Raw genomic sequence first — 19,019 nt, 5'->3', positions numbered from 1 at the left:
CTGATCGGTGCTTGAGCCGTGCCTGATCGGAGCGTGATCCACGCCCGATCGGAGGCGTGATCCGTGCCTGACCCACGCCCGATCCGGACGTGATCCGGGGTGTGAGCCCGGGCGTGATCCGGGTGTGATCCGCATCCGATCTGGTCTGGCCGAGTCTGATCGAACCTGATTTGTACGATCTGTGAACTCCCTGTGTGCAAGTTGAAAGTCTGAACCTCTTGAGCTGGGGTGTCGAGGTATCCGACGATGACCTTTCGGTCCGTCGCAACCGGCGGCCGGAAAGTGCGCGTCTATGCGGTCACTTCTTGCACGACAGGGCGCATATTCGGGGCATTTGGGGAAGAGCGGGTACGTATGAGGGCAGGTCGCACCGCGTCGAACGCGGTGTCGCGCGCGTACAACCCTGATGGGGGGAAACGTGTCCAACTGGCGTGGCAGAGGTTCTCGACATCACAGTGGTGGGCCCCCTGCGCGGCGCTTCGGTGCGTCCGCTCAGGCGGCCCCGTGCGCCCGGCGGCATGCCGGTGATCGCGCCCATGCCCGCCGCGCGTCCCACCCGGTTGTCGTCCCCGCGCGAGGGCGCTGAGGAGGGCGTGGCTGCCGGAACCACCGTCGACCATCTCACCGAGACCTACCGCGCCCACTACCGTTCGCTGCTCGGCCTCGCCGCGCTCCTGCTGGACGACACCGCGTCCTGCGAGGACGTGGTGCAGGAGGCGTTCATCCGGGTGCACTCGGCGCGCAACCGGGTACGGGACCCGGAGAAGACCCTGGCGTATCTGCGTCAGACCGTCGTCAACCTCTCGCGTTCCGCGCTGCGCCGCCGCATCCTCGGGCTGAAGCTGCTGTCCAAGCCCATGCCGGACATGGCGAGCGCGGAGGAGGGCGCGTACGACCAGCTGGAGCGGGACGCCCTGATCAAGGCGATGCGTGGGTTGCAACGACGCCAGCGGGAGGTGCTGGTGCTGCGTTATTTCGCGGACATGACGGAGGCTCAGGTCGCCGAGACGCTGGGGATATCCCTGGGCTCGGTCAAGGCTTACGGATCGCGCGGGATCGCGGCGTTGCGTGTCGTGATGGAGGCACAGGGATGAGCCGGCACGGCAGCGGGAACGACCGGACACACGAGAACGAGAGCCGCCGCGAGGGCGGTGGAGGCCCCGAGGGCCCCGGGAGCCCCAGAAGTCCCAGGAGTGGCTCCGAGAGCGGCTCTGCGGACGGTCGCGGCAGCGGCCCGGGGCGGGAGCCCGGGTCCGGGCGGACTGGAAACGCGATGGTGAACGACGAGCGGGAAGCCGCCGCGACCTCGGACGGGACGCCGGCCACGACCCCCGGCACGGCCGCGCGGGTGGGCTCGGACGCCGGCCCCGGGGCGGGCCCCGACTCCGACGCACGGGTACGGGCCGACGCGTCCCGGGACGTGCCGGCCGACGCGATCCCGGACGTACGGGCGCACATGGCGGTGGTCCCCGACGCGCGGACGGCCACCGGCCCCGAGGCGGAGCCGGAGCCGGGCGCGAGCGGGAGCGCGGACGCGCCCGCGGGCGGCACCGGCACGCGCTCCGGTGCGACGGACAAGCGCTCCGGTGTGATGGACAAGCGCTCCGGTGTGATGGACAAGCGCTCCGGTGCGACGGACAAGCGCTCCGATGTGACGGGCACGCGCTCCGGTACGGACGAGGCCGCCCCCGCGAAGAAGGGCGTCGGCTCCGGCGCGGGCTCCGTGACGGTCGTGGGCTTCGGTTCGCGCGGTGACGGCGGCTCGGACGCACCGGACCTCCTGGATGAGGTCGCACTGCGCCGCATGCTGCACGGGGCGGTCCGGGACATCGAGCCCGGCGACGGCGCTCTCGACCAGCTGCGCCGAGCGGTGCCCGCCCGGCGTGCCAGACGGCGGCAGGCCGTCGTAGGCATGGCGGCCGCCGCACTGCTCATCGGCACCGCCATCCCCGCGTTCGTCCATGTCGCGAACTCGGACGGCTCGGACACCGCCAACCCCGCCATGGCCGGTCACGGCGAGCAGGCGCAGGGCGGCAACGGCACGGAGAGCGGCACCGGAGCCGGGCGGAAGGAACACGGCGGCGGCTCCGACGGACAGGACACCGACGACCCGGACCACCCCGTGAGCACGAGCAGCCCGTCCGGCGGCGACAGTCTGGGCGCCGACGGGAACCTGGCCGGCGGAGGCTCCGACCCGGCCGCCTCCGCGGCGTCCGTCCCGCCGGTCTGCGACCCGGGACAGCTCGGCGTGGCCTCCGCCCAGGCGGGCGCGGCGGGCCCCGACGGCACCGTGTACGGCACCTTCCGGATCGCCAACGTCTCCGACGTCGACTGTTCGGTGAAGAGCGCCGGAAGCATCGGCTTCCAGGCCCTGGGGGCGGCCGACCCGGCCAGGATCACGGTCGTCCAGCACGCCGCGGGCGACGCGGCGCCCGGGCTGCCGGACCCCTCGCAGGAGCAGGGCGCCGTGGCGCTGAAGCCGTCCATGGCGTACGAGGTGCGGTTCGCCTGGGTGCCGAAGGACACCTGCCCGGTCGCCGGGGGCTCACCGAGCCCGACGCCGACGGAGGGCACGGGCGGCGCGAACGGCGGCTCCGCGGCCGGTCCCAGCACCGGTTCCGGAGACGGGGCCGTGGCGACGGCCGCGCAGCTCGGCAGCGAGGACGGCGGCGGACTGCAGGACGGCAGCGTCGCGGTGACGCACACGCCGGAGGCGGGGGCGCCGGTCGCGGAGACGAAGATCTCCAACGCCTGCGCGGGCACGATCTACCGGACCGGGGTGCTGGCCCCCGCCACATGAGGCCGGGCCACCGGCACACGCCACGGAACCTACACGTGTCAGGGCGCTCCTGCTGTAAGGGCACCCTGTCCCGCCTGCCGCCTGCCGCCTGCCGCCTGCCGCCTGCCGCCTGCCGCTTGCCGGGACCGTGCTCGGGCGTGCGCCCGGGACCAGCGGGGCCGGTGACCGCGTTCAGACACGCGCCCGGCGGGGCCGCCACACTCGACACCGCGCTCGGGGCCAGGACCGCGTCCGCTTCCTCGTCGGCCTCGGTCCGGCCGCGGCCTTGGCCTCCGTCCCGGCCTGGACCGGGACGGCCTCTGTCTCGGCCTAGACCGGGACCTCGTTCTTGTCGCCCTTGTCAGGTTCGGCGTCCGGGGCCGCATCCGCGCCCGCCCCCGCGGCCGCGCCCGCGCCCGTACCCGTCGCCAGGACCACTCCCGCATCCGCATCCGTGCCCGCACCCGCGTCCGGCCCCTCGATCAGCCCGAGCTTCAGATCGCGTGCGGCCTCGGCCTCGCGCCGGACCAGCCGGAACCACATGAAGAGCACGAACCCGGCGAAGACGAACCACTCACCGGTGTAGCCCAGGTTCTGGAACGCCTTCAGGTCCAGCCCGGTGCCCTGCGGCGCAGCGGCCGGCACCGGACGCAGCCCGCCGGACGCGCCGGTGTCCTGGAGCGTTACCCACGCGTCGTAGACGTCGTACGGGACGAGGTTGAGCAGCGACGCCGCGCCGATGATGCCGACCTGGCCGTCCGGGAGCCCGCCCGCGGCATGGACCCCCGTGGTGCCGGAGCTCTCCGACGCCTGGAGGTCGCCGGTGACCGTGACCGTGCCGGTCGGCGCGTCCGGCACGGCGGTGCGTCCGGCCTCGCCCGGCAGCCAGCCGCGCACCACCGGCAGAGCCTTGCCGCTGTCCGTACGGAGCATGCCCAGGACGTAGAAGCCCTTCTTGCCGTCCAGCTCACGGTCCGGCACCAGGAACTGGTCCGCGTACCGGCCGGTGGCCGTGGCGGGACGGCCGGAGGTCGCCGTGTCGACGGGCAGCAGGTCGTCGATCGGCTTGGGGGCCTTCGTGCCCGGGGCCGGCTGCGCCTCGGCGGCGTTGTGCGTCTGCACGCGGTCCTCGAAGCGGCCGAGCTGCCAGGTCCCCATGAGGACGCAGAAGGGGATGGCCAGCACGACGAACAGGTTGATCCCCCACCACCGCGGGGTCAGCAGGAACCGGTACACCCCTCCACGGTACGGGCACGGCTCCCTTCCCCCGGCGCGGGGTACCGGCTACGCACCCGCCCGCCTCCCGACGACCCGCTCCTCACTCCTCCCTCACTTCTCGGACGCCGGACGGGACGCCGGACCGGACGCGGAGCCGGGGACGGCGGCGGCGTCCGGGGCCAGATGGCGCCGGGCGAAGTCGAGCTCCAGACGGAACTGCTTGATCCGCTCCTCCACGACGAGCGAGCCGTGCCCCGCGTCGTACCGGTAGACCTCGTGTACGGCGTCGCGCTCCTTCAGCCGGTCCACGTAGTTCTCGATCTGGCGGATCGGGCAGCGGGGGTCGTTGACCCCCGCCGAGATGTAGACCGGCGCCCGCACGGCGTCGACGTACGTCAGCGGCGACGAGGCCGTGAAACGCTCGGGAACCTCCTCCGGCGTGCCGCCCAGCAGCGTGCGGTCCAGCGCCTTCAGGTCCTCCATCTCGTCGTGGTACGCCGTGACGTAGTCCGCGACCGGGACGGCCGCCAGGCCCACGGCCCAGACGTCCGGCTGCGTGCCGAGGCCCAGCAGGGTCAGATAGCCGCCCCAGGAACCGCCCGCCAGGACCAGCCTCGCCGGGTCCGCGAGCCCCGACGACACCGCCCATTCCCGCACCGCGGCGATGTCCTCCAGCTCGATCAGCCCGACCCGGTGCTTGAGCGCGTCCGTCCAGGCGCGGCCGTACCCGGTGGAACCGCGGTAGTTGACCCGGACGACCGCGTAGCCGTGGTCCACCCAGGCGGCGGGGCCGGACGCGAAGGCGTCGCTGTCGTGCCAGGTCGGCCCGCCGTGGATCTCGAAGACGGTGGGGAACGGCCCCTCGGCCGGGGCGGCGGGCCGCTGCACGAGGGCGTGCACACGGCCACCGGGCCCCTCCACCCACACGTCCTCCACCGGCACGGACGGCGGGGCCTTCGGCCCGGGCGGATCCAGCACGACCGCCCCCGAGGTGGACCGGATGACGGGCGGCCGCTCGGCCGAGGACCACAAGTACTCCACCGTGCCGTCCGGCCGGGCCGTGGCGCCCGACACCGAACCCGCGGGCGTCTCCACCCGGACGAGGGCCCCGCCCGCACCCGGCTCGTACCGCCACAGATCGCTGCGCGCCTCGAAGCCGCGCACGATCAGCAGCGCGGAGGCGTCCGGATACCACTCGGCGCCCACATCGCCGGGCAGGTCGATCGCGAGATCCGTCTCCGTGCCCGTCAGCGGGTCCCAGATCATCGGCTCCCAGCGCCCCCGGCGCTGATGCCCGACCAGCAGTCTGCTGTCGCCGGCGACGGGCGCGAAGCCCAGCACGGACAGCCCCAGCTCCTTGGTCCCTCCCTCGGTGTCGTCCAGCTCCGCGACCACGGACCCGTCCGGCCGCACCACCCGCAGCGCGGAGTGCATCGCGTCTCCGTGCTCGGTGTGCTCCAGCACGATCAGCGTCCCGTCATGGCTGAGCCCCCCGACGCCGGCCGACTCGCGGTGGCGGTAGATCTCGACCGGGGCGGACCCGGGGCGCACGACATGGACCGTCGTCCCGTCCTCGTCGGTCGAGCGGCCGATCACCGCCGTGCCGTCGCGTCCGATCGCGAGCCCCGCCGGATACGAGGGGCCGAGACCGGGCGCCGCCGGTTCGTCCACCGGCTTCCCGCCCCCGGGGCAGTGGAAGGGCTGGCGCATCCACACCCCGAACTCGTCCCCGTCGGTGTCGTGGAACCACCAGATCGACTCGCCGTCCGGCGTCAGCAGACCCTCCGTCGTCCCGTTCGGCCGGTCGGTCGCCTGACGCTGCTCGCCGGTGGCGCGGTCCCACGCGTACAGCTCGTGCGTCCCCGTCGCGTTGGAGACGAACAGCGCGCGGTCCGGGGCGTCCTCCGCCCAGTCCGGCAACGACACCCTGGGAGCCCGGAAACGCTGCTCCCACACCGGCACGGACCCGGCCCCCTCCCCAGCCGCGGAAGCGGGTCCGGAACCGGATGATGGGCGTGCGGGCGCGGGAGCGGTCGTCCGGGCGGAGGACGCCGCCGGGGAAGCCGCAGGGGAAGCCGTCGAGCCGGTGATCTCAGTCATGCCCCCATTCTGCGCCGGAACGCCGACAATTCGTTCGCGTCGTCCTCAGCCTGTGGATAACCTCCCGGCATGTATGCAGAGACCCCCGACGACTGGCGACATGCCAACCGCGCGCGCTGGGACGAGCGGGTCCCCATCCATGTCGCGAGCGACTTCTACGACCTCGACTCCTTCCGCGCCGGCAAGGAAGCCCTGCGCGACTTCGAACTCGCGGAGGTCGGTGACGTCACCGGCAAGTCACTGCTCCATCTCCAGTGCCACATCGGCGTGGACACCCTCTCCTGGGCGCGGAACGGCGCGGCGCGCGTCGTCGGTCTGGACTTCTCGGAGCCGGCCGTCGAGGTGGCGCGCGGTCTGGCCCGTGAGCTCGGATTCACCCAGGACCAAGCGGCGTTCGTCACCGCCGACGTCCACGACGCGGCGCAGGCCGTCCCGGACTCCTCGTACGACATCGTCTACACCGGCGTCGGCGCCCTGAACTGGCTGCCGGACACCCGGCGCTGGGCCGAGACCGCCGCCTCGCTGGTCGCTCCGGGAGGCTTCCTCTACCTCGCGGAGTTCCACCCGCTCACGGACTGCCTGGACGACTCGACGGGCAGGCAGATCGTCCACGACTACTTCAGCCGCGACGCGTGGGTGGAGGAAACTCCCGGCACCTACGCCGACTTCGACGCGCCGACCGTCCACAACCGCAGCGTCGAATGGCAGCATCCGATCGGCGACGTGGTCTCGGCACTGGCCGCCACGGGCCTGCGGATCGAGTTCCTGCACGAGCACGACGTCTCGCTCTTCGCCCGTTTCGCGGCGCTGGAGCAGCAGCCGGACGGCTTCTACCGCTTCCCCGCGGACCGGCCGCGCATTCCGCTGATGTACTCGATCAAGGCGTCGCGCCCGGCCGGCTCCTGAGCCCGTCCGCGGCCGCGGACGGGCCGTTGTCAGTGGTGGGGTCCACACTCGGACCATGACCACGACTGCTGATCCGCGCGCCACGGTGGAGACGTACTGGACCGCGGCCGAGAACCGCGACTGGGACGCCTTCGCCGCGACGCTCGCCGACGACGTGCTGTTCGACCTGCCGCAGACCCGCGAACGCGTCCGGGGCAAGGAGCGGTACGCGCGATTCAACCGGGAGCACCCGGGGGAGTGGCACGTCCGCGTCGAACGGATCGTGGCCGACCGGGACGGGCGGCAGGCGGCCGCGCGGACGCTGTTCACGGCGGGCCGGCAGGAGTCGCCCGCCGTCCACTTCTTCACGTTCGACGCACGGGGGCGGATAGCCGGAATCACCGCCTTCTGGCCCGAGCCCTACGAGCCCCCGGCGGGCCGGGAGCACCTGGTCGAGCGGTACTGAAGCGCGCGCGCCCGCGCGCCGGTGCCTGGGCGGCCCGGTGGAACGGCGTACGAGGGCCGACGCGCGGGCACGGGGCGGCCGGGCGGCACGACGGCCACCGGCCCGGCCGCGTGACCGCGCGCGTGCCCGTCCTGCCGCTCCACGGTGCCATGCGGCGCTACGCGGCCGAGCGGAACGCCGGAAGGTAGCCGCTCGACTGGCCGGCCGCCTTCGGGTGGTACGAGTTGTAGACCGGGATCGACACGCTGTGCAGCCAGGCGTCTCCGGAGCACAGCTCGTGCCCGGTGAACTCGTCCACCACGCTGGAGAAGGTGAACCCGGCGTCGGCCGCCTGCTTGGCGATGACGCCGTTCAGGATGTCGGACGCGTTGTTGATGGCCGCCCGCTTCTTCTCGGAGAGTCCGGCGACGCAGTTTCCGCTCAGCTTGTAGAAGCGCGGGTACCCCAGCACCACCACGTGCGCCTGTGGGGCACGCGACTTGATCGAGGCGTAGAGCGAACCCAGGCGGGAGGGAAGGGAGTTCTGCACCTGGGACACGGCGGAGCCCACGCTGCTCAGGCAGGTGGCCTCGCTGGACAGCACGCAGTCCTGCATGACGTCGGCGAAGCCCACGTCATTGCCGCCCGCGGTGACGCTGACCAGGCCCGTGGAGGAGCTGAGCGCGCCCAGCTGGCTGTTCGCCACGGAGCTCGTCGTGGCGCCCGAGCAGGCGACGAAGGCGAAGGAGGATGGCGAGTTCGCGGCGGCCCAGAGGTAGGGGTAGGCCTGGGTGCTGCGACGGCAGTCGCCGCTGTCGGACAGGTAGTTCCCCGCGCCGACGCCGGACGAGTACGAGTCGCCGAGAGCGACGTACCCGCCGACGGCGGCCGAGTTCGCGGATGCCGGCTGGGCGACTCCCAGAGCGGCTGCGGCGGCGAGGACCAGAGTGGAAGCGGACGCCCGGAATCTCCGTACGGACACGGCTGTCAGCCCTCCGAAGTGTGGGGGGTGGGTGGGGGGTTGATGGAGCGCCATGTTTCTAGCAGCTCCGAGTACCCGCCGGTAATAGCCGCGCGAGAACTGGTCTGATATGCCCGAATGATCGTTCGTTCGCCTGAGCTCCGCGCGTAGACAGCCCCCGCCGACGCGTCGCGGTGGGGCATGACGAGGCTGGTGGAGCGTGGTGGGGTGCGTGGCGTGGTTGGGCGGGGTGAGCTACGGATCCGTACGGGACGCCCGGTCCGCCGAAGCGATCACCGAGCCCCTTCTTGGGCGCATCCGGCATCGAGGTCGGCCATCGGGATCACCAGGCTGCCCATGGCCGTGACGAGGGCTGCCCGCGCGGCGAATGGCCGCCGAGCGACAAGAAACCGCCCCCCGCGGTGGCGCCCTGTGGGGACGCCGCCGCGAAGGGCGGTGGGTCTGGGTCTATGCGATCAGTTGTGGTCGGGAACGGGGTCCGCGGGGGTCAGTTGTGGCCGAACCTCCGCTGTTTCCGGTGAGAGACCTGCTCCGAGATCGATCGCACCGTGTCCTGGTTGGTCGTCGGCCGCGTCTTCTCCCTCGGCTCCGAAGCGGCGCTGCGTTCGTGGCCACCGGTGCGCCCGCCGCGGTTCTGCCGACTCTGCTTCTTGCCCACGATCGTGCCTCCTGTGATGGATCCGGACGATGGGCCACTACCAGGTTCACACGCACGCGCAAAGGCCGCATATCAGGCATCCTGGTAAGCGTTCTTCCGGGAGGCCGGCATGCCTCCGGGTGCGGCCACCGAAAACCCTCACCGTTCGCAGGTGATCGGACGCACTACGTGATGCGCGTCGGCCGCGAAGCCGCCGTCCGGCCGCCGCCGATATTCGAATGCGGGCCCCGCCCGTCGGGCTTATGGTCGACCGCTGTGGAACCGCTCAGTGAGAAACAGATCCGCTCGTCCTTCGTGAACTGCACCAAGGGGGACGCGGCACGACTCAGGCTGCCGCTCGACTTCGACGAACTCCCCTGGGAGGACCTCGACTTCCTGGGCTGGGTGGATCCGGGGGCGCCACTGAGGGCCCACCTGGTGCTGCCCCGGCCGCAGGGCCCGCTGGGAATCTCGTTGCGGGTGCCCTCCGTGAGGCGTACCAGCGCCGTGAAGTCCAGCCTCTGCCAGATCTGTCTGACCGGTCACGCGTCCTCCGGTGTCACCCTGCTCGCCGCTCCGCTCGCGGGCCCCCGCGGCCGCGAGGGCAACACGGTCGGGATCTACGTCTGCGAGGACCTCGCCTGCCCCCTGTACGTACGCGGCAAGCGCCAGCCGAAGCTGCGCGCCGGCCGGTACGAGGAGAGCCTCGACCTGGACGAGCGCCTGGCCCGCATGTCGGACAACCTCGACGCCTTCGTCGCCAAGGTCACCGCTGCCTGAACCGCCCTACGGACCCGGCGACGGCCCGCGACACCCACTGCCTCCGTGGCCCCGGTCGCCCGAGACCTGGGGCCCACGGTGGCGTTCGACACACGGTGTCCGGCATGAGGTGTCCGGAGGCGATGCGGCGCACACATTGGGCCCGTAGCCAGATCCGGGCGGCGGTCCCGGGCTCGGACCGAGCTTCAACGCCCTCAATACCAGGAAGGGCCTGATCCATTGAATGGATCAGGCCCTTCCTGGTATCACTGTCGGGGTGGCGGGATTTGAACCCACGACCTCTTCGTCCCGAACGAAGCGCGCTGCCAAGCTGCGCCACACCCCGATCGCCGCCGTTTTCCCTGGCGACATCGAATACTGTAGCCCACCCCGGGCCGCAGACGAAATCCACTTTTGCCTCTGCGGCCGAGCACGCGAACCGGGCGGCGCGAGGCCGGTGCGGTGGGCCGACGCGTGGGGCGGCGGGGTCAGTCGCGAGGCGTCAGGGTCAGGAGGGTCGCCTCCGGGGGGCAGGCGAAGCGGACCGGGGTGTAGCGGTTGGTGCCGCAGCCCGCGGAGACGTGGAGGTAGGCACGATGGCCGCCGAGGGAGTGGGTGGAGAGGCCCTTGACCCGGTCGGTGTCGAGGTCGCAGTTGGTGACCAGGGCGCCGTAGAAGGGGACGCAGAGCTGGCCGCCGTGGGTGTGGCCGGCCAGGATCAGCGGGTAGCCGTCCTGGGTGAAGGCGTCCAGGGAGCGCAGGTAGGGGGCGTGGACCACGCCGATGGAGAGGTCGGCGCCCGTCTCGGGACCGCCCGACACCTCCGCGTAGCGGTCGCGCTTGATGTGCGGGTCGTCGAGGCCGGTGAAGGCGATGTCCAGGCCGTCGATCTTGAGGCGGCCACGGGTGTTGGACAGGCCGAGCCAGCCCGCCTCGTCGAAGGCGTCGCGCATCGGCTCCCACGGGTTGTGGACCACGCCGACCGCGGGTGCGTTCCCGTTGAGGCCGTGCTTGCCCTGGGCCTTCTCGAACAGGTAGCGGGCGGGGTTGCGCAGGCGGGGACCGTAGTAGTCGTTGGAGCCGAAGACGTACACGCCCGGGAGCTCCATCAGCGGGCCGAGGGCGTCGAGCAGCTCGGGCACGGCTTCCGGGTCGGAGAGGTTGTCGCCGGTGTTCACGACGAAGTCGGGGCGCAGGCCCGCGAGCGACTGGAGCCAGGCGCGCTTCTTGCGCTGGCCGCTCACCATGTGGATGTCGGACACCTGGAGTACGCGCAACGGGCGTGCCCCGGCGGGGAGTACGGGGACGGCGACCCGCCGCAGACGGAACGAGCGGGCCTCGAATCCGGCGGCGTAGGCGAGACCGGCCGCGCCGATCGCCGCGCCGACTGCCGTGATTTTCAGGGGGACTCCGTAGCGTGCGCGCATACCTCCATCGTCGCAGACGCCGCACGCCCCGGGGCACACCGGCGGAGGCGGGCCCGGGCGGAAACCGGCGGGCGCGGGAGGGCGCGTGCCTGCCACAATCAACACATGACCACGCTCAAGTCCAAGCTCAAGGAAGACCTCACCACGGCCATCAAGGCGCGTGACGAGCTGACCTCGTCGACGCTCCGGCTGACCCTCACCGCCATCGCGAAGGAGGAGGTCAGCGGAGAGTCGGCGCGCGAGCTCTCCGACGACGAGGTGCAGAAGCTGATCGCCAAGGAGGCGAAGAAGCGCCGCGAGGCGGCCGAGGCGTTCGCCAAGGGCGGCCGGGCCGACCAGGCCGAGCGCGAGAAGGCGGAGGGTGAGATCCTCGACGCCTACCTGCCGAAGCAGCTGAGCGACGACGAGCTGGCCGCGATCGTGGCGTCCGGCGTCGAGGAGGCGAAGGCCGCCGGGGCCGAGGGGCCGCGCGCCATGGGCGCCGTCATGAAGATCGTGTCTCCCAAGGTCGCGGGGCGGGCGGACGGCGGCCGGGTCGCCGCCGCGGTGAAGAAGCTCCTGGCCGGCTGAGGCGTCCGCGCCCCGCGGCCGCACGGCGTACGCCACGTCCGGAGCCGAGCCGAGCCGAGCCGAACAAAGCAGAGCCGAGCCGTCAGCCGTTCGTACGAAGCCGTCGGGGTGAAGCCGGCCGCACGCGGTGACGCGGACCGCGCCGGGATCGGACTGGGCGGCGATCCGCCTCGGAACGGTTTCGGGAGGCCGACGGGCCGCTCGGCGTATGGACGACCGGCTCAGCACGGAGGCGGGGCTCCCGGACCGTGATCCTCTGGTCCGGGAGCCCCGCCTCCGTCGTGCGTCGCGCCCCTCGTACGGGGCGCCGGGCGGGCGATGGGCTCAGGGGCCCTGCGTCTCGCCGTTGGACTGGCCGCGGTGGTCTCCGTTGTTCCCGCCGAGCAGGTCCGGCGGGATGGTGACGCCGGCGAACGGGTTGCCGCCGCCGTGGTTTCTCCCGGGCTTGTCGCCCGACTTGTCGCCCGACCCGTCGTCCGGCTTCTGGTCGTGCTTGCCGTCCCCGGGGTCCGGCTGGTTCCCGCCCTGGCCGCCGTCGCCGCCCTTCGCCGGGTCCGGGATGTCGACGGTGTTGAAGGAGGGGGCGGGAAGGCCGCTGAGGGCGCCCGTCATCGCGTCGCGCCAGATCGGCCCGGGGACCTGTCCGCCGTAGACCTTGGCCTGGTACACGCCGCCGATGGTGATGTTCACCATCTCGACGTCCTGGGACGGGCTGCCGACCCAGACCGCGCCGGACATGTTCGGTGTGTAGCCGACGAACCAGGCGTTCATGCGGTAGTCGGTCGTACCGGTCTTGCCCGCGCTGTCGCGGCTCTGGAGTCCGGCCTGCTGACCGGTACCGGAGTCGATCACGCCGCGCAGCAGGGAGTTGACGGTGTCCGCGACGTTCGGGGCCATGGCCTGACTGCAGCGGGTCTTCGGCACCTGGAGGGACTTGCCGTCGGCCGTCTTCGCCGACTCGATGGCGATCGGCGTGCAGAACGTGCCGCGGTTGGCGAAGGCGGCGTAGGCGCTGGCCATGGTCAGCGGCGAGAGCCCCTTGGAGCCGAGGGCGATGGCGGGGCTCTGCGGGAGCTTGTCGCCGTTGCCCTGCACCACGCCGAGCTTGTCGGTCAGCTGGGTGACCGGGCAGAGACCGATGTCCTCCACCATCTGGATGAAGTAGGTGTTGACGGACTTCGCCATCGCCTCCTTCAGCCCGTAGGGGCCGACCTCCGACTTGTTCTCGTTCGGCACCCGCTCGCCGCTGACGTTCACATACGGCTTGTCGCACGTCTGCACCGTGGGGTAGGGCATCTCGTACGGCGAGGAGTAGACCTGGGTGGCGGGCCGGCCCTGGGCGATGGCGGCGGCGGCCACGAAGGGCTTGAACGTCGAACCGGTCGGGAAGCCGAAGTTCGAGCCGCCCATGTCCTTGTTGACCGAGTAGTTGTACTGGGTCTCGTTGGGACCGAAGCCGTACGGCCTGGACTGGCCCATCCCCATGATCTTGCCCGTGCCCGGCTGGACCAGCGTGACGGCCGTCGCGACCTTGTCCGTCTGGTAGACGTGGCTCTTGACCGAGTTCTGCACCGACTGCTGGGACTGGGGGTCCAGCGTCGTGCGGATCGTGAGACCGCCCTGGTTCCAGATCTTGGCCCGGTCCTCCTTGGTCTTGCCGAAGGCCGGGTCGGTCAGGAAGACGTTGCGCACGTAGTCGCAGAAGAAGCCGGCCCCGTTGACGGCCGTGATGCAGCCGTTCTTCGGCTTCTTGATCTTCAGCTTGATGGGCTTGGCCTTCGCCTTGTCGGCCTCGGCCTGGGTGATGTCACCGACATCGGCCATTCGCTGGAGCACCGTGTTGCGGCGCTTGGTCGCCCCCTCCGGGGCGTTGACCGGGTTGTAACGGCTCGGCGACTGCACGAGACCGGCCAGCAGCGCGGCCTCCTCCAGCGTCAGGTTCTTCGCCGGCTTGGAGAAGTAGCGTTGGGAGGCGGCCTCGACGCCGTACGCCTGCTGCCCGAAGAAGGTGATGTTCAGGTAGTTCGTCAGGATCCGCTTCTTGCCGAGTTTCTCCTCCAGCTGGATCGCGTACTTCAGCTCCTGGATCTTGCGGCCCAGGGTCTGCTGGGTGGCCTGCGCGACCTTGTCGGGGTCGTCGCCCGCCTCCTCGACGAACACGTTCTTCACGTACTGCTGGGTGAGGGTCGAGGCGCCCTCCGCGGTCCCGCCGGACTGCACGTTGCGGTTCAGCGCGCGCAGGATGCCCTTCAGGTCGATCGCGCCGTGCTCGTAGAAGCGGGCGTCCTCGATCGCCACGATCGCCTGCTGCATGTACGGCGAGATGTCCTTCAGGTCGACCACCGTGCGGTCGCGCGAATAGACGGAGGCGATGAGTCCGCCCTTGCTGTCCAGGATGGTGGTGCGCTGGCTCAGCGGCGGAGTCTGGAGGTTGGCCGGGATCTCGTCGAATCCCTCGACCGTTCCCTTGGTGGCGAGCCCCAGTGCTCCGGCGGCCGGCAGCGCGATGCCGGCGAGCACGACTCCGGAAAGTGCGGCGACACCGAGAAACTTGGCGGCCTGCTGGGTCGTCGAGAGACCCCCGCCCGAGCGCTTTTTTGGCATGGGGGCAGCCTACGTTCTCATTCGCCGGACACAGGTATATGCCTTGGCCTAAGCTGCACTCAACTGTCACGGCAGCCCGGTTCCGTATCAATCCCCCGTGCGGGATCCGGCCAAGAGTCAGGGCGCTCCCGAAATCGCCTTGTGTGTCATTGAAAGTCCGTTGTGATTCGGGGGAACTGCCCTGATTCTTCGGGGATGTTCAGGTATGTCTTCACCTCACTCCCCTGGGTGATCTGCCGCATACGCATAGTCCGTTCGGGCCATTCAAGATTGGGCCCGAAGGGGGTGTTGTGCTGTCGCCACCTTCCGTAACGTCCTCAACTGGCAGCGGTGAATATGCCGCTACCGCCGTGGGGGAGCCTCGATTCGGGAGAGGACGGCGCCGTGATGGGCTGGGTAACCGACTGGAGTGCGCAGGCAGCCTGCCGCACTACTGATCCGGATGAACTGTTCGTACAAGGAGCAGCGCAGAACAGGGCCAAGGCGGTGTGCACCGGATGCCCGGTGCGGACCGAGTGCCTGGCCGACGCGCTGGACAACCGCGTCGAATTCGGTGTGTGGGGCGGAATGACGGAACGTGAGCGCCGCGCGTTGCTGCGCAGGCGGCCGACCGTCACGTCCTGGCGCCGGCTGCTGGAGACCGCGCGCAGCGAGTACGAGCAGTCCACGGGCGGCATTCTGCCCGTGGCGATCGGACTGGACGACGACGAGCTGCACGCGAGGTACGCCGCCGTGGGATGAGCGGGCACGGACGGTGACGCGGGTCCATCAGCGGGCGGACGTCCGGGGTGCCCCGCCCCGGTCGGCCGACGGAGCGGACCGTGTCCGGGCGGCTACGCGGTCTTGCCGTCGGGCCAGGCGGCCATGAGGCTCCGCCGCCGGGCCCGGAGGTCACGCGGCTCCGCCGTCGAGCGGCCCGGACGCGAGGCGGTCACCGATGGACCGGAGGCCCGCGAGATCATGCACGTCACCGGGGAGCGCGGCCACTTCGGTCACGGGGACCTCGGGGTGCAGCGCGGTGAAGCTGTCGCGGGTGCGCCGCTCACGTGCGACCACCTGCATGCGCTCCCCGTGCAGTCGCAGCAGGGCCGCCGTCAGCTGGTCCACGGTCGGGGACGCCGCCGTCAGGTGGTTCACGGTCGGGGTCGGGGACGCGTGTCGGCCCTGGGGCCCCTTGTGCTGCTGGGGGCCCGAGTGGTCTGCGTCTTCCGTGCGTTGCTCGTCTTCCGCGCGTTGCTCGTGGGCCTTGTGCTTCGTGTGTTCCTCACGTCTCGGGTGTGCTTCGTGTTCCGTGTGCGCTTCGCCGGGTTCTGCGGGCGTTGTGGATTTCTGGTGCTCTTCGGGCTCGGCGGGGGCGGCTGCGGTTGTGGCCGCGGTGACGGCGGGGTCGGTCGTCGCCGCGGTCGTCGCGTCGGCGGATGTCTCGGGGTCGGCCTCGGGGTCGGCCTCGGGGGCGGCCGTGGGGGTGGCTTCGGGAGCGGCGACCGGCCCGTCGGCCGGGTCACGCAGTGCAGCCTTCCCTTCCTCCTGATCCACAATGCCGAACGCGTCGAGATTTTCCGCGGCGGCCAGGGCGTGCTCGGCGGAGAGCCGGGCCGCTTCGCTGCCGTGGACGCGGTTGAGCACCAGACCGGCCAGCGGCATGTCCTCCGCGGCGAGCCGTTCCACGAAGTACGCGGCCTCGCGCAGCGCGTCCCGTTCCGGTGTCGCGACGACGAGGAACGCCGTACCGGGAGCCTGCAGCAGCCGGAACGTCGCGTCGGCGCGGGTGCGGAAGCCGCCGAACATGGTGTCCATCGCCGCGACGAAGGTCTGCACGTCGCGCAGGAACTGCCCGCCGAGCAGCTTGCCCAGCGTGCCGGTCATCATCGACATGCCGACGTTGAGGAACTTCATCCCGGCCCGGCCGCCCACCTTCGCCGGGGCCATCAGCAGTTTGATGAACTTCCCGTCCAGGAACGATCCGAGCCGCTTCGGCGCGTCCAGGAAGTCCAGCGCGGAGCGCGACGGCGGGGTGTCGACGATGATCAGGTCCCACTCGTCGCGGGCGCGAAGCTGACCGAGCTTCTCCATCGCCATGTACTCCTGCGTGCCCGCGAAACCGGCCGACAGGGACTGGTAGAAGGGGTTCTCCAGAATGGCGCGGGCCCGTTCGGGATCCGCGTGGGCCTCCACGATCTCGTCGAAGGTCCGCTTCATGTCGAGCATCATGGCGTGCAGTTCGCCGACTCCGTCGCCCTCGATGCCCGGGACCCGGCGGGGGACGTTGTCCAGCGAGTCGATGCCCATGGACTGGGCGAGCCTGCGGGCGGGGTCGATGGTGAGCACGACGGCCTTGCGGCCGTGCTCCGCCGCCCGTACGCCCAGGGCCGCGGCGGTGGTGGTCTTGCCGACGCCGCCCGAACCGCAGCACACGATGATGCGGATGCCGGGGTCGTCGAGCAGCGCGTCGGCGTCCAGCACGGGCGCGGGCACGGGCGCGGAGTCGGGGCCGACGTCGATGATCTGCGCGGGGCCGGTGCTCCCGGCGGCCGTCTCCGCGTCTGTGCCCTGTGTCATGCGCCCGCCCCGTGTCCGGTTCTCTGTCCCGGCCCCTCGGCCGTCTCGTCCCCCACGCCCTGCTTGCGGAGTTCGGCCGCCAGGTCGTAGAGGCCCGCCGGATCCATCCCCTCGCCGATCAGCGGGAGTTCGTATCCCGGAAGCCCCAGGCCCGCGAGCACCGCGCGCTGCTCGCGCTCCAGTTCCACCCGCTGGGCGTGCTCGGCGGCCTGCTCGACCAGGGGCCGTACGAGGGCGGCGGAACCGTGTACGCCGGCGCGGGTCAGCGCCTTGGCGATCTCCTTGCGGCGGCCGCGCGCGGCGGTGCGCAGCGCCTCCTCGTCCAGCAGGTGCGGGCGCACCATGTTCACGATGACCCGCCCGACCGGAAGTTCGGCGGCGTGCAGCTCGGCGATGCCGTCCGCGGTCTCCTGGACCGGCATCTCCTCCAGCAGGGTCACCAGGTGGACCGCGGTCTCGGGGGACTTGAGCACCCGCATCACGGCCTGCGCCTGGTTGTGTATGGGGCCGATCCGGGCCAGTCCGGCCACCTCGTCGTTCACGTTGAGGAAGCGGGTGACGCGGCCGGTGGGCGGGGCGTCCATGACCACGTAGTCGTAGACGTACCGGTTCTGCTTGTCCTTGCGGCGCACGGCCTCGCACGCCTTGCCGGTCAGCAGCACGTCGCGTACGCCGGGCGCGATGGTGGTGGCGAAGTCGATCGCGCCGAGCTTCTTGAGCGCCCGGCCGGCGCTGCCGAGCTTGTAGAACATCTGGAGGTAGTCGAGCAGGGCCCGCTCCGCGTCGATCGCCAGGGCGTAGACCTCGCCGCCGCCCGGGGCGACGGCGATCTTGCGCTCCTCGTACGGAAGCGATTCCGTCTCGAAGAGCTGGGCGATGCCCTGCCTGCCCTCGACCTCGACGAGGAGGGTGCGCCTGCCCCCGTCCGCGAGGGCGAGCGCGAGGGCGGCGGCGACCGTGGTCTTACCGGTACCACCCTTGCCGCTGACGACCTGGAACCTGCTCACGTATTCGAGCCTAACCAGTCGGGCCGCAGGCTACGCACGAGGCTGCGCGTGCCCGGGATTACACAGGCATTACAGTCGGGCGCATGACCAAGTGGGAATACGCGACCGTGCCCCTTCTCGTGCACGCGACCAAGCAGATTCTGGACACCTGGGGCGAGGACGGCTGGGAGCTGGTCCAGGTCGTTCCCGGCCCGAACAACCCCGAGCAGCTCGTGGCCTACCTGAAGCGGGAGAAGGCGTAGTGGCGGGCGTCGTCGAGTCGAAGCTGGCCGAGCTCGGGCTGACCCTGCCGGACGTCGTGCCGCCGCTGGCCTCGTACCAGCCGGCCGTGCGGTCCGGGGCGTACGTGTACACGTCCGGCCAGCTGCCGATGATGGACGGAAAGCTCGCGGTGACCGGCAAGGTAGGCGCGGAGGTCACGCCGGACGAGGCCAAGGAGCTGGCGAGGACCTGTGCGCTCAACGCCCTGGCCGCCGTGAAGTCCGTCGCCGGCGACCTGGACCGGATCGCCCGGGTGGTGAAGGTCGTGGGCTTCGTCGCCTCGGCGTCCGACTTCACCGGGCAGCCCGCGGTGATCAACGGGGCCAGCGAACTGCTGGGCGAGGTCCTCGGCGACAAGGGCGTGCACGCGCGGAGCGCGGTGGGCGTCGCGGTGCTGCCGCTGGACGCGCCGGTGGAGGTCGAGGTCCAGGTCGAGCTGACCGAGGGCTGAGAGCCGCCGTAGAGCCGCCGTAGGGCTGCTGGAGGGCCGCCGGAGGGCCGAGGTTCGGGGCCGGCGGTCCGAGGCGGGGGATCGGGGCCGATCCGGCTGGGCGCGGATCGGCTTCGGGTCGGCTTCGGCTTCTGCCTCGGGTCGGCTTCTGCTTCGGGTCGGGTCGGATCGGGGCGCACTGGCCTGGGGCCGGGGCGCGGATCCGGCCCGATCCGCGTGTGGGGGTGGCGTGCGCGGGCGTGTGCCCGGGGGCGTGCGCCGGTGTGGACCCGTTCGGTGGTGCGGGTACGGAGCGTCCGTCCTGCGGCGGTCCTGGTCTTGGTCCTGGCCCTGGC

Annotated in this window: 17 protein-coding genes and 1 tRNA gene; 9 read left to right on the top strand and 9 right to left on the bottom strand. The window is 71.4% G+C overall.

The window, feature by feature from the left end; genetic code table 11:
- The first annotated feature begins 518 nt into the window (after positions 1–518).
- Positions 519–1,094 carry a SigE family RNA polymerase sigma factor gene (locus tag WA762_RS18040; RefSeq protein ID WP_335936886.1) on the top strand — a complete coding sequence of 192 codons (576 nt, stop codon included), beginning with the start codon at positions 519–521 and terminating at the stop codon, positions 1,092–1,094.
- 179 nt (positions 1,095–1,273) lie between these two features.
- Positions 1,274–2,800 carry a hypothetical protein gene (locus WA762_RS18035; protein ID WP_335936825.1) on the top strand — a complete coding sequence of 509 codons (1,527 nt, stop codon included), beginning with the start codon at positions 1,274–1,276 and terminating at the stop codon, positions 2,798–2,800.
- 309 nt (positions 2,801–3,109) lie between these two features.
- Here the strand turns inward: WA762_RS18035 and WA762_RS18030 are convergent, their stop codons facing one another.
- Positions 3,110–4,015 carry an SURF1 family protein gene (locus tag WA762_RS18030; protein ID WP_335936824.1) on the bottom strand — a complete coding sequence of 302 codons (906 nt, stop codon included), beginning with the start codon at positions 4,013–4,015 and terminating at the stop codon, positions 3,110–3,112.
- A gap of 93 nt (positions 4,016–4,108) precedes the next feature.
- Positions 4,109–5,959: a S9 family peptidase gene (locus WA762_RS18025; RefSeq protein ID WP_335936823.1), complete on the bottom strand. Its 1,851-nt coding sequence runs from the start codon at positions 5,957–5,959 to the stop codon at positions 4,109–4,111.
- A 207-nt stretch (positions 5,960–6,166) separates the two neighbouring features.
- Here WA762_RS18025 and WA762_RS18020 point away from each other — a divergent pair, with 207 nt between their 5' ends.
- Both WA762_RS18020 and WA762_RS18015 read left to right on the top strand, forming a co-directional pair.
- Positions 6,167–7,003, top strand: coding sequence for a class I SAM-dependent methyltransferase (locus WA762_RS18020; protein ID WP_335936822.1), 837 nt, complete (start codon positions 6,167–6,169; stop codon positions 7,001–7,003).
- 55 nt (positions 7,004–7,058) lie between these two features.
- The gene (locus WA762_RS18015; RefSeq protein ID WP_335936821.1) at positions 7,059–7,448 is read left to right on the top strand and encodes a nuclear transport factor 2 family protein; all 390 of its coding nucleotides are present in this window, start codon (positions 7,059–7,061) and stop codon (positions 7,446–7,448) included.
- A 157-nt stretch (positions 7,449–7,605) separates the two neighbouring features.
- On the opposite strand, the gene WA762_RS18010 is transcribed toward WA762_RS18015, so the two are convergent.
- A complete protein-coding gene (locus WA762_RS18010) occupies positions 7,606–8,409 on the bottom strand; it encodes an SGNH/GDSL hydrolase family protein (protein ID WP_335936820.1) in 804 nt (267 codons plus the stop codon).
- 487 nt (positions 8,410–8,896) lie between these two features.
- The gene (locus tag WA762_RS18005) at positions 8,897–9,067 is read right to left on the bottom strand and encodes a hypothetical protein (RefSeq protein ID WP_335936819.1); all 171 of its coding nucleotides are present in this window, start codon (positions 9,065–9,067) and stop codon (positions 8,897–8,899) included.
- 255 nt (positions 9,068–9,322) lie between these two features.
- Between WA762_RS18005 and WA762_RS18000 the strand changes: the two genes are divergently transcribed.
- The gene (locus tag WA762_RS18000; protein WP_335936818.1) at positions 9,323–9,826 is read left to right on the top strand and encodes an FBP domain-containing protein; all 504 of its coding nucleotides are present in this window, start codon (positions 9,323–9,325) and stop codon (positions 9,824–9,826) included.
- Positions 9,827–10,077: 251 nt separating this feature from the next.
- Here WA762_RS18000 and WA762_RS17995 read toward each other — a convergent pair.
- A tRNA-Pro gene (locus WA762_RS17995) sits at positions 10,078–10,151 on the bottom strand.
- Positions 10,152–10,293: 142 nt separating this feature from the next.
- Positions 10,294–11,232, bottom strand: coding sequence for a metallophosphoesterase (locus tag WA762_RS17990; protein ID WP_335936816.1), 939 nt, complete (start codon positions 11,230–11,232; stop codon positions 10,294–10,296).
- 105 nt (positions 11,233–11,337) lie between these two features.
- On the opposite strand from WA762_RS17990, the gene WA762_RS17985 reads away from it, so the two are divergent.
- A complete protein-coding gene (locus WA762_RS17985; protein WP_335936815.1) occupies positions 11,338–11,802 on the top strand; it encodes a GatB/YqeY domain-containing protein in 465 nt (154 codons plus the stop codon).
- A gap of 324 nt (positions 11,803–12,126) precedes the next feature.
- On the opposite strand, the gene WA762_RS17980 is transcribed toward WA762_RS17985, so the two are convergent.
- Positions 12,127–14,406 carry a transglycosylase domain-containing protein gene (locus WA762_RS17980; protein WP_335936814.1) on the bottom strand — a complete coding sequence of 760 codons (2,280 nt, stop codon included), beginning with the start codon at positions 14,404–14,406 and terminating at the stop codon, positions 12,127–12,129.
- Between the two features lie 387 nt (positions 14,407–14,793).
- On the opposite strand from WA762_RS17980, the gene WA762_RS17975 reads away from it, so the two are divergent.
- Positions 14,794–15,147, top strand: a complete 354-nt coding sequence (locus WA762_RS17975; RefSeq protein ID WP_335936885.1) for a WhiB family transcriptional regulator — start codon at positions 14,794–14,796, stop codon at positions 15,145–15,147.
- Positions 15,148–15,297: 150 nt separating this feature from the next.
- Here the strand turns inward: WA762_RS17975 and bagB are convergent, their stop codons facing one another.
- The gene (gene bagB, locus WA762_RS17970) at positions 15,298–16,965 is read right to left on the bottom strand and encodes an ATPase BagB (RefSeq protein WP_335936813.1); all 1,668 of its coding nucleotides are present in this window, start codon (positions 16,963–16,965) and stop codon (positions 15,298–15,300) included.
- Positions 16,962–17,972: an ATPase BagA gene (gene bagA, locus WA762_RS17965; protein ID WP_335936812.1), complete on the bottom strand. Its 1,011-nt coding sequence runs from the start codon at positions 17,970–17,972 to the stop codon at positions 16,962–16,964. The genes bagB and bagA overlap by 4 nt, the downstream gene beginning before the upstream one ends.
- Before the next feature lie 83 nt (positions 17,973–18,055).
- Between bagA and WA762_RS17960 the strand changes: the two genes are divergently transcribed.
- Positions 18,056–18,214, top strand: a complete 159-nt coding sequence (locus tag WA762_RS17960) for a DUF4177 domain-containing protein (RefSeq protein WP_003967454.1) — start codon at positions 18,056–18,058, stop codon at positions 18,212–18,214.
- Positions 18,214–18,684, top strand: a complete 471-nt coding sequence (locus WA762_RS17955; protein WP_335936805.1) for a RidA family protein — start codon at positions 18,214–18,216, stop codon at positions 18,682–18,684. Before WA762_RS17960 ends, WA762_RS17955 begins: the two co-directional genes overlap by 1 nt.
- Positions 18,685–19,019 lie beyond the last annotated feature (335 nt).

It is taken from the genome of Streptomyces tyrfis, assembly GCF_037034285.1.
Taxonomy (GTDB): Bacteria; Actinomycetota; Actinomycetes; order Streptomycetales; family Streptomycetaceae; genus Streptomyces.
The sequence above is the reverse complement of the archived record's forward strand: the minus strand, read 5'-3'. Positions and strand labels throughout refer to the sequence as shown.